The sequence below is a fragment of the Vibrio sp. OPT46 genome, from assembly GCF_015163535.1.
GTDB lineage: Bacteria > Pseudomonadota > Gammaproteobacteria > Enterobacterales > Vibrionaceae > Vibrio > Vibrio alginolyticus.
In genome coordinates this window covers 37,204-48,083 of the sequence record NZ_JADDYG010000092.1, presented here as the reverse complement: position 1 = coordinate 48,083, position 10,880 = coordinate 37,204, and the positions used below count along the sequence as shown (strand labels likewise).

The following is a 10,880-nucleotide window of genomic DNA, read 5'->3' as shown; positions in this document are numbered from 1 at the left end:
TGGAATACGTTCATTGAAGAAGTTATTCATCATCGACCTCGAAAGCCATTTTCTGGGTGTCTATTCTTCACCGATTTCGAGTTCATGATCGTCTCTGAGCCAGAGCAAAAAGAGTACACCATTTCGTCGTTATTGGCGCGCTTGAGTACCATCAACTCTAAAACGTCTTCAGCATTGCCAATCTATTTGATTATGTCAAAGCTAGACAAGTTAGATGGCTTTAAAGAATACATGCACTTTAGCTCTCTCAAGACACGTGTTGAGTTCCTCTCTATCCCACTAAAAGAAGCCAAGGGTGTATTTGCAGAGTACTACCGCGATAGCTATCGAAATCTAGTGAGAGTGCTTGAAAGTAATGCGCTAGATGCATCCGCTAATTCAACGGACATTGATGAGAAACAAGCAATACTCGCTTTCCCTAAGCAGTTTGAGCTATGTCAGTCTGAAGTCAGCTATGTGCTTGAGCGTCTATGTGATGTTAACAACGGTGTCTATTCACTAGACATCCGTGAGATTTTCTTTAGTTCGAGTCTGCAAGGCGGTCGCAAGTACAATTTACTTGCAAAAAGTTGTAGTAATTACTTCAACTTACCTATTATCGCGTCAGAGCATACTCAGTTAACAGAAACGCCTTATTTCTCTCGCTTTCTGATTGATTCACAAATATTGCCGGAAAGCGACTTTGCGGGCGAAAACAAGACGTATCTTCGTCTAATTCAGAGACAAAGCCGTTTGGCAATACTCGGCTCTATTATCCTGCTTACTGGGGGCAGTTACTTCTTTTTCACGACATTAGACAGTAACTTACATGTGATGAATCAACTCTTGAGTATCGATGACAAATCACAAGTGGAGCAAGATGCAAGATTCGATGAGCTTTTAGCGAAGGCGACGAAAGCAATAGAGCCTTCTTATGGGGCGTGGCTTAAAGGTTCTAAGGCTTTGGATGAAGAGATATTACCACTCAACATTAGCCGTTTGGATCAAAGCACTCGCATCGCTTACGAAGCATTACTTAAGGACGTTGCTCAACAGTTGATACCTCTCATTGAGAAAGGTTACCGTCTACAACTGACACAAAATCAAAACACTTTTACACGCGCTTTACCTCTATTGAAGGGGTATCTAATGCTAAACGATCCAACAAAGCGTGATATCCGTTTTTTGCGTCATCAAACTCTCCAAATGATGAACGACTTGAGCAACCAAAATGACGTCGTCAATCAGGCGATGCGCTATTTGGACGCTTACTTTCGCACACAGTTTGATCCAATTGATATCAATATGGATCTTGTTCGCGCAACACGTCGCTCATTGCTAGCAAATTCGAATGTTGATCTCGTTTATGCAGGCATTTTAAACGAAGCAAATTCGATTGATTTAGGAACCCTAGATCTGCAACGAGCTGTGGGTTTTGAGTTTAGCAATGTGTTCAACACACCAATCGATAGCGAACGCTTGATCGTAGATAAGATCTATACCTCCACTGGTTTTAGCACTTTTTATCGACCACGCGTGGACCTAATGTCACAACAAGTCATCAGTGACAACTGGGTTTTAGGTCTGTCACAACACGTTATTCCTACTAGTGAAGAACAAGAAGCCTTCAAAGAGGAAGTACGTAAAAAATATACTGACGACTACATCAGTAATTGGCGCAATGCGCTGAGTGAACTAAAAGTCCAGAACTATGACAATGTCGGCGATCTAACGAACGCGATAGACTTAATCTCGGGCCCTTCTTCACCAATGACAACCGTACTGAAGCAGGTCTATGCCAACACACAATTTTCACCCGTTGGTGAAAAAAATGCTCTGATTTCAAAGCTAGACCCGAAACTCGTGGCAGCGGCAGACTCCGCATCAGACGCAGTAGAGGAAGTAGTTAAGCCTGATTACTTGTTGATGAAACGTGTTGAACAAGCTTTTCACTTATTAAACCAACTTCAGGTCAGTGAAACACCAAACTCCCCTACTCCTTGGGATGAGACCGTAACAGCGCTAAGCCGTGTTCGCACGTATATGAAAGACATTGCTGATGCACCTGACCCGCAAATGGCGGCGCTAGCGGCAGCTCAGCATCGAATGAACAGCAGTGAAGCTGACCCATTAATAAAACTTAAACAGATTGCCCAAAAATCACCGGAACCCGTTCGTAGCTGGTTGTTAGATGTGGTTCAACAAAGCTGGTCAGTCATGATTAAAGAGTCCGCTAAAGGCATTCAAACCCAATGGTACAGCGAGATTTACACCAAGTTTAAAGAGATAGGGCTAGGACGATACCCATTTGATCTAACAGCGACCGAGGAAATCTCAATTGAAGATTTTGAATTACTGTTTGCTTCAGGTGGCTTGTTAGACACATTTATTCAGAAAAATTTTGCACCGTTCTACGATACCAATTTGTGGACGCCAAAACAGGTGGATGGCGAGACGATGCCAATCTCTCCGGCTCTGTTAGTGCAACTGCGTAACTATAACGTTATTCGAGACACATTAATTAATAAAAGCACTAACCGCGTTCATATTCCGTTTAGTGCAAGAGTACTCGATCTTGATTCTAGTGCGATTAGAGCGAGCTTAAAAATTGCAGATACCAATATAAGTTACTACCACGGTCCAAGCCGCATTCGTGAAATGGCATGGCCACCGCAAAATGGTGACTTCAATATTAGTATCACACTCCAGGATGTAACCGATGAAGGCAGACAGCACGTTTTAAATAAGAGTGGTCAATGGGCGATATACAGATTGCTAGGTGACTCGACCTTGACAAACACTCATAACGGCAGCTTTGTCAGTGACATAAAAGTGTCAGGGAGGGACTTGAGCTTACGCATCACTCCGTTGACACAGAAAAACCCATTCACTCTTGCTGAGCTGTATAACTTTACGCTCCCTGAGTCGATTTAATAACAATATAAAAACAAAATAGGCAGAACACATGATTTCAAACATGACTTTACAAGGTTTAGATAAATTAGATCGAAAAATACTTTCAAGTCTATTGTCGAATGGGCGAGAGTCGATTGCAAATCTATCCCGAAACATTGGTTTGTCTCGAACAGCAGTAGCAGAAAGAATTAATCGTTTAGAAAAGACCGGTATTATCAAAGGCTATACCGCACAGATTCGTGTAGAAAATGAAGGGCGAAAAGCCGCTAGTTATCTACTGATCTCTTGTGAAAAGGGTAAGAAGAATGATGTAACGAATGCACTTAAAGAAATCCCTGAGGTTCGCTTAACGAGCGTTGTTGGTGGCAACTTTGATATTATTGCCCTAATTGAAGCGCCCGACCTGCAGTCTATTCATCATCTTTGTAATGAAATTGAATCATTTAACGGCATTCAAAGGCTTGATACTACCGTTGTACTGCATCAGCCGATCAGTCGTTAAGCTTTTCTGACCTCTTTGAGGAAAACATAAAGGGCCGCTCGTTGAGCGGCTTTCTTATATGCTTCCGATAAGTCGAATTTTGGCGTCTTTATCACCTGGGTTACCAAGCCAGAACGTTTGACCTAGTTGGTTCCCTTCTCCATTACCCAGTTTGTTTTCTGGAATACTGTCGAGGTTAACTGTCAACTTTAGGTCCCACGACATTGGGTCACGCAGAATAAAGCGCATCAAGCCCACCAGCGTCTTATGTAACTCACCATCGTAGGAAAACTGCTTAAACGTTTCAAAATCAATGTTGTCGATACACAAGTTAAACTTGCCGTTCAAATCCGCAATGCTTTGTCCCAAGTGTAAGCTTTGCCCCAATACACAATTGGAACGATTGAGTTTGTTACGCTGGCTTTCAGCGATTTCTACGCGTCTATAAACCCATTCTTCGATTCGCACATTCGGCAGTGAAAAGTAGTGCGAAACAATACCGGAAATAAGCTTAGGTGAACGTGTACGCGTAGATAACTGGTTCACGTAAGACAGAACTTTCGCTCGATCTAACTCCGCGACTTCACAATCTTGCATAACGCTAGAGAGACCAGCCAAATGCAGTATGCGCCCAGAAAACGCATCGCTTGCCCCGCTTTTGTACTGCACGTGATATCGGTATTTCTTCCAAACACGATACAGTAAGCTTGTATAGCGGTTGTGGAAAAAGTCGAAGAAATCCTTCACTGGGTTATCATCGGGATCACGACCGACGAGTTTCTCAGTGTAAGACGCTGGCAGGGGCGAGCTTGAACCATGCAAGCCAAGAAAGTTCGTCTCAATACGTGAATATTGCTTTCCGTTTCTTTCCATATGAGTAATAAAATCCATATCACTCTTTGGAAAGCACAGGTTTGGCGACACGCTGAACTCAATTCGCTCTTGATGGAAGTATTTGTTCTCGCCCACGGCAACAAAATTTGAGTTTGGCTCCAACTGGTAGTGTTTCTCTAACAGCAACACCGCTTGGTAGAAACTAAACTCATTCGACTTATCAGAAAGTGTGTTAATCATAGTATCGTCTGCTGCCCGATTAGGCTTGCCCAGTTGTAAACCTCGCCCGTCGCTTCATCGAACACCTCTAGTTCGGTAAAGGAGTTCACACTCGAATACAAACGGATAAATTCATTCAATACCGTGGCCATAAGGAACATATCGCCTTCATTTACGAAGAACTTAGAGTCCGTCACGAGCTTGAATTGGTTACCACGCACAGATACACCACGAAATACGCGATCGATTGGTTTCATCTCTGAAGAAATAATGCCATCAAGTCGATGAATCGACGCGCGGTGGGCTTGTCTATCGACTCGAGAGTGGAAGTCGTAAGTCGAGAGCAACACTTTCAACACATCGATATTGGCCAAAGACAAGTAGTTGAGCGACATGTTGGCAATCAACTGCCATTGAAGTTCACCATTAACCTGAGGACTTACTGACTGTGTTGGCTTAGTAATGTTTTTAAACGTCGCATACGTTGGCGATTTGTGCGTCGCGTAAGTGATGTCTCCTACTGACAGGCGCTCCGCTAAGTCTGCGTTACTGCATTGCAGTTTCATCAATACTGTTTCAGTCCCTAAATCCGCGATGTCGCCATTGTGAGTATGGAATGAGATATAGCGCTCTAACCCTCTTCCGCTTACTCGCTCGCCCACTTTGGATTTGTAGAATTCTCGCTTATCACGCTGGTTGATTTGGTGCTCAAACGATTCAAATTCAATCAGTGGTTTTCGGCGACGCTCGTCTTTACTCCAGCTCTCCACTTGCTCAATGGAATAAACCTCGTAATGCTCCTGAGTGTTACTTTGTGGACGCACCTTGTACTCGTTTCGTCGATGCTCTAAGCGGATTGGATCGCCGTCTTTTTCAAACAAGTTAACCGCAGGTGTGCAGTGCAACCTTAAGTGTTTATCTTTAAGTACCACTTCTGAAGGCAAAGCACGCTTAAAGTGGAATTTGATTTTGACCGTGCTGCGTTGCGGAATGCCTTTTAGCCACTCTAAGCCCTTGATGTCGAAGAACATGAACTTATCTGGCAAAGAGAAGAATTCTTGCAGCAAACGGTAGCCTGCAAAGGAATTTTTGCTGTAAGGCAACAGCGCCTCGTCCTCTTCATGCCCGGCTGGCTTAACGTATTCTGGCCCTAAACGATGTTTGTAGCCGCCACCAACATCCAGCTCGACGTAATCTAGATAACGGAACATCCATAAGAAGACGGTGCGAGTAATATGAATCTCACCATGCAGATGCAATCGCAGCGTGTCTAAGCCGATCCGAGACAGTTCCAGGCCATGCTCCGTCGATAACGTCACATCAATCATCGAACTGGTGCGGCTGTTAGTTTGTTCAATGTTAGTAATCGTAATTGGGTATAGATTGACGTCATAACAAGTACGGAACAAACACTGCGTGCCTTCTACCTGCTCGCTGGCCATTTCCGCACCACGTTTCACCACGGTTTTCTCAGTAACACTTCCGGTATGCGGTTTTAGTTCGCTAATGCACAAAGACGGGATCGAACGCATGTAATGTGGCCACAGCAAAGTCATCAGAGATTGCGTTAGCTCAGGAAGTTCATCGTCAATCTTTTCGCGGATGCGTCCGGTCAAAAAAGCAAAACCTTCCAGCAGTCGTTCGACATCTGGATCAAAAGTTCCTTCAGAGAGAAAGTGAGTTAACTTCGGATGATATTTGGCAAACTCACTACCCGACTCGCGTAAATACGTGAGTTCATCTTGAAAGTATTTACTGTTACTCAAGTGGCACCTACTAAACGTTAAATTGGCCGTCGGTTCCCATGTAGACATCGATCGACATTGGGACTTTACCGCCGTTATGGGAAACTTCGCCGCGAATACCAAAGCCGAGTTGTAATGGATTATGGTGGTCTTCACGGTAATGAACCTCGACATTAAACAGTCGGGGCTCAAAGCGTTCTATGGTTGACGTGATGTTTTTTTGAATATGGCGAACGAGGTTTGTGTTGTTAGAAAGTACGTCGTTAAAATCTGGCAGACCATACTCATTGTCGATCATTGCGTTGCCGGAGTGCGTATTCAACAAGTCAGCGAGATGCGAGTGAATGGATTCAATCAAATGCTTATGAGACACCACTTTCTCGTAGCAGTTTTTTGGTTCTCCTAGCTCGATCCGCTCTAAAAGACGGTAACCTTTTTCCATATGCGGTCCTACGAAAAAAGCAGCCAGTCTTCACTGGCTGCTTGATGGTTTCAGTAATGGGTTATTGGTCTAGCTTACCAACTAGAGACAAGTCGAAGCTTGCGCCCATGTACTTGAAGTGAGGACGTACAGACATCGATACTTTGTACCAGCCTGGATCGCCTTCTACGTCTGATACTTCAACCTTCGCAGCACGAAGCGGACGGCGACCACGAACTTCCGCTGGCGGGTTCTCTTGGTCAGAAACGTATTGACGAATCCACTTGTTCAGTTCGATTTCTAGGTCAGAACGCTCTTTCCAAGAACCAATTTGCTCACGCTGTAGCACTTTTATGTAGTGCGCTAAACGGTTGATAATGAACATGTAAGGAAGCTGAGTACCTAGCTTGTAGTTCATCTCGGCTTGTTTGCCTTCCGGCGTGTTCGCAAACACTTTTGGTTTTTGAACAGAGTTTGCAGAGAAGAACGCCGCATTGTCAGAACCTTTACGCATGGTTAGCGCAATGAAACCTTCTTCTGCTAGCTCATACTCACGACGGTCAGAAACCAGGATCTCGGTTGGGATCTTAGTCTCGATTTGACCCATAGCTTCAAAGTTGTAAACCGGTAGATCTTGTACAGTACCACCGCTTTGAGGACCAATAATATTCGGACACCAACGGTACTTAGCAAATGATTCACTGATCTTAGACGCCATCGCGTACGCTGAGTTGCCCCATAGGTAGTTATCATGGCTGTCTGTTACTTGCTCATCGTAGTCAAACGCCTTGATTGGGTTATCTTCAACAGAGTAAGGTGTACGTAGCATAAAGCGAGACGTACATAGACCTAGGTAGCGCGCATCTTCGTGCTCACGCAGACCACGCCATTTCGCGTACTGTGGACCTTCGAATACAGACTTCAGATCTTTTAGGTTTGGCAGCTCTTCGTAGCTGTCTAGACCAAAGAATTTAGCCGATGCCGACGTGATGAATGGTGCGTGAGACATTGCACCTACGTTAGCCATGTATTCCATCAATTTGATATCAGGCGACGAAGCTGACATAGCGTAATCACAAATGACGGCGCCAACAGGTTTACCACCGAACTGGCCGTATTCACGTGTGTAGATTTGCTTGTACAGGCCAGACTTCACCACCTCTGGAGCGTCTTCGAAGTCATCAAGAACTTCGTCTTTCTTCGCAGAGATCAGTTCAATTTGAATGTTCTCGCGGAAGTCAGTGTGATCAACCAGGTACTTAAGGCCACGCCACGTTGATTCAATCGCTTGAACTTCTTCGTTGTGAAGAATTGCATCAACTTGCTTAGACAATTTTTGGTCGATTTCAGAGATCATCAGATCAACCAGAGATTGGTCGACTTTCTCTGTGTTCGAACTGCTTAGTAGCTCACTGATGAATGCTTCTACGCCGCGTTTTGCAACGTCAAAACCTTCATCACTTGGCTTTAAACGTGTTTCGTTAAGAATGCTATCCAGAAGTGAGCCTGATTCAACTAAGGCTGCTTCTTGTTCTGGCGCTTGTGCTTCTGCAGACATGATATCCCTTACTCTTCTTTCGCGTCTTGGTCGTTGCCAATGCTTAGTTCATCCAACAGTTTCTTTCTCGCTTCTTCATCTTGAAGAACCGATGCGATCTTCTTACGGAACGCAGGCACGTTTCCTAGAGGACCTTTAAGTGCAACCAAGGCTTCGCGAAGCTCAAGTAGGCTGTTTAGTTCAGGTACACTTTTCGCGATCGCTTCAGGAGAGAAGTCCTTCATGTTTTGGAAGGTCAGATCAACACCAATCTGGCCGCCTTCTTCATCAGAAAGACGGTTTTCAACGTTGACTTTAACGTTTGGAGACATGCCCTCTAGCACTTCGTTAAAGTTGTCTTTGTCGATGTTAATTGGAGTACGTTCTTCAATTGGTGTCTCATCTGCACGCGCAGTAAAGTCGCCAACTACCATCATGCTTAGCGGCAGCTCTACGTCTTCTTGCGTATCGCCAGTTGCTGGAACATAACGGATATTAATTCGCTCTTTAGGAGCCACCGAGCCGTCACGTGACATAATTCGTTCCTTATCTAACTCTTTAATTAGTCGTAAATTGCTTTCCACTCTTCATACTTCTCAGGTAGAAGATCCTTGCTTCCAAATAACCGATGGAGTGTTTTTCGAATTAGGTCTTCTAACTGTGACGATAAGTGGGGTTCCCAGCTCGCGAGATTAAACGCTTTTTGTACTTCCCACCCCTTCTCAAGATACGGCAAACACAACGGGTATAATCCAACAGACTGGTAAGCTGCTATCAATTGTAAATACAGCATGAACTGCCCACGTCCCGAGCTATCCAGCTCAAGTTTACGGGCAAGCTCTGCGGCACATTCCCCTAGATTTTCTAGAGTGATATCCTCCATTGGCAGCGAGTCTTCCTGCGAAATCACAACCGTTTGAACAACGGGTTGAGAAGTCGAAGAAGTAGTATCTTGAGTCGATAACCAGCTCAAGGTCGCTTCATCTGCAAATGGTATAGAATTCTTAAATGAGAGGTGCTCGATGCCCTCTAGCGATTCAACAAAACGCGTCACTTCTTGTTTCACAGCAAACGCTGCATCATCAAAGCCCAAGTTATTAAGCATCGAATACACGAAGTAATGGCCCGTCAGCCAAAACGGCGCATCCGTTAATGTGCGCTCCAAACGCTTAATGGTGTCGATGTCGCTTTCTTGGTCAGCTTTATCTCGGTATTCCGCTTGTTGATCGGACGACACTGCCAAGCTCAAAGGCGTTTGATTATTTTGGTGGTCGGGTAGACCATCAATGTCATCCCAAGTCAGATGACGATAAATCCGGTAAGCCAGCGGATCACTTGGGTTCGCATGAAGCATGACTTCCGCAACCTTCTTCAAGGTGCGCTTAGAAGCCGTCGGCGAAGAGAAGTCCGTATCGACATCCACTTCTTTTGCCACCGCTTTCTTAACTGGCGCAGGTTTAGGGGCCGGCGGAACCGCCTTCACCGGTGCGGTTTGCACTTCACTCTGCGCTGGCGTTTCTGCGGCAGCAGGCTGCGTAGCTGGTGCAGGCGCCGCTTGTTCGACGTTAACGACTGCTTCATCGCTCTGCTCATCAGCCGCCGCTTGTTGAGATAAAACATTGAGTTGAGTGCGAATCTCAAAGAAATCCGCTTCTGAGTCTTGATAAACCTCGTCGTACTGACGCTGCACTTCTTCAATAGTCGAAATGCAGTTTGATACCAAATCCCATGACTGAGCGCTTTCCGCTAACTTGCTGCTGACCAGTTTAAACTGATGGTTCAACCATTCGACCGCGCCATCTCGACCCCGCTTTCGCGAAGGATACAGTTCAACGCCAAAGCGATTTAACGCCTCACTAAGCAGCTTCAACCCTTGTTCAAAGCCTTGCAGACCAAACTCTTCTGTTAGCGCGCGAACGAGGTAACAAATGGCTTTTAAGTCTTTACTGTGGTGCTCTAGAACTTCAGTCGCGTGCGTTTTTACCACGCTCCAATCTACTGTTTCGCCAAACAAGGAACCGAATTTCTTCACTTCGGACTCCATCATTTCATAGCAAAACTCGTAACGGGCATCGTTTCCCACTGGAGATTCATCAGAAATAGGATTAAGCAGACGATCGATATCAATGTTGGACAAAATTCACGTCTCCTTCAGTCAAGTAATCTCTCAACGCACGCGCTACCGCAATTGCGCCATTTGCTGGCTTAGATAATCGATGGCTCTGCTCTATCGCATCCGACGCCATGCTATCTAGAATTTTCGTGATTTCTGTAAATTTACTTGGTGCATTCCGTTCTAAATCGGCAAGGGATTCATGTAGCTTTTGTTTGTCGTAAACGGATTGCTCCATCACGGTGCTAAACAAAATAAATTCGCTTCTTGCGACGATTAAATCCTTTATTTTTTTGTCTAGTTCTGGCGTATTACCGAAGTAGGCTTTGGCTAATTCGGCTTCTTCAATTGCTTTGGTGTAAAAGTGCGCCTCTGCATGTTTATCGATGGAGTCATTAATATTTTCCATCACAGCCTTTGGTAAGATTTGGTTGTAAAAATAGGCTTGTGACTGGTTTAACAACCATGCCTCTTTCATTTCATTTTCTGCGAGCTTAGCTTCACCATCTAAAATTAAGCGAGCAATCTGCTTATCTCGACTGCCAGCTATGGCAGATACTTTCATGGAATCGATAGACGCGACATTTAACCCAGACATCACTTTAGTCAACGCCTCATCCGCATATGGAAACAGA

8 protein-coding genes and 1 pseudogene are annotated in these 10,880 nt (G+C 44.8%); 2 read left to right on the top strand and 7 right to left on the bottom strand.

Going from position 1 to position 10,880, the window contains the following annotated elements:
- Positions 1-2,913 (top strand): type VI secretion system membrane subunit TssM (gene tssM / locus IQR33_RS03600; protein ID WP_193843528.1); only part of this gene is annotated, 2,913 nt, incomplete at its 5' end.
- A 31-nt stretch (positions 2,914-2,944) separates the two neighbouring features.
- On the top strand, positions 2,945-3,397 hold the full coding sequence (locus tag IQR33_RS03595) for an Lrp/AsnC family transcriptional regulator (protein WP_005373369.1): 453 nt from the start codon (positions 2,945-2,947) through the stop codon (positions 3,395-3,397).
- Between the two features lie 54 nt (positions 3,398-3,451).
- Here IQR33_RS03595 and tssG read toward each other — a convergent pair whose 3' ends face one another.
- The 7 genes and pseudogenes from tssG to IQR33_RS03560 form a co-directional block, all read right to left on the bottom strand.
- Entirely contained in the window at positions 3,452-4,450 is a 999-nt protein-coding gene (gene tssG / locus IQR33_RS03590) for a type VI secretion system baseplate subunit TssG (protein ID WP_042523537.1), read from the bottom strand.
- Positions 4,447-6,195 (bottom strand): type VI secretion system baseplate subunit TssF, encoded by a 1,749-nt coding sequence (tssF, locus tag IQR33_RS03585; RefSeq protein ID WP_064376649.1) that lies wholly within the window; start codon positions 6,193-6,195, stop codon positions 4,447-4,449. Before tssF ends, tssG begins: the two co-directional genes overlap by 4 nt.
- Before the next feature lie 10 nt (positions 6,196-6,205).
- On the bottom strand, positions 6,206-6,616 hold the full coding sequence (gene tssE / locus IQR33_RS03580) for a type VI secretion system baseplate subunit TssE (RefSeq protein WP_033906409.1): 411 nt from the start codon (positions 6,614-6,616) through the stop codon (positions 6,206-6,208).
- Between the two features lie 61 nt (positions 6,617-6,677).
- On the bottom strand, positions 6,678-8,153 hold the full coding sequence (gene tssC / locus IQR33_RS03575; protein ID WP_005373378.1) for a type VI secretion system contractile sheath large subunit: 1,476 nt from the start codon (positions 8,151-8,153) through the stop codon (positions 6,678-6,680).
- Positions 8,154-8,161: 8 nt separating this feature from the next.
- Positions 8,162-8,668, bottom strand: a complete 507-nt coding sequence (tssB, locus tag IQR33_RS03570) for a type VI secretion system contractile sheath small subunit (protein WP_005373381.1) — start codon at positions 8,666-8,668, stop codon at positions 8,162-8,164.
- Between the two features lie 26 nt (positions 8,669-8,694).
- Entirely contained in the window at positions 8,695-10,269 is a 1,575-nt protein-coding gene (gene tssA / locus IQR33_RS03565; protein ID WP_017633757.1) for a type VI secretion system protein TssA, read from the bottom strand.
- Positions 10,256-10,880, bottom strand: a pseudogene (locus tag IQR33_RS03560) (protein kinase family protein); the annotation flags it as partial. The pseudogene IQR33_RS03560 and the gene tssA, both read right to left, overlap by 14 nt.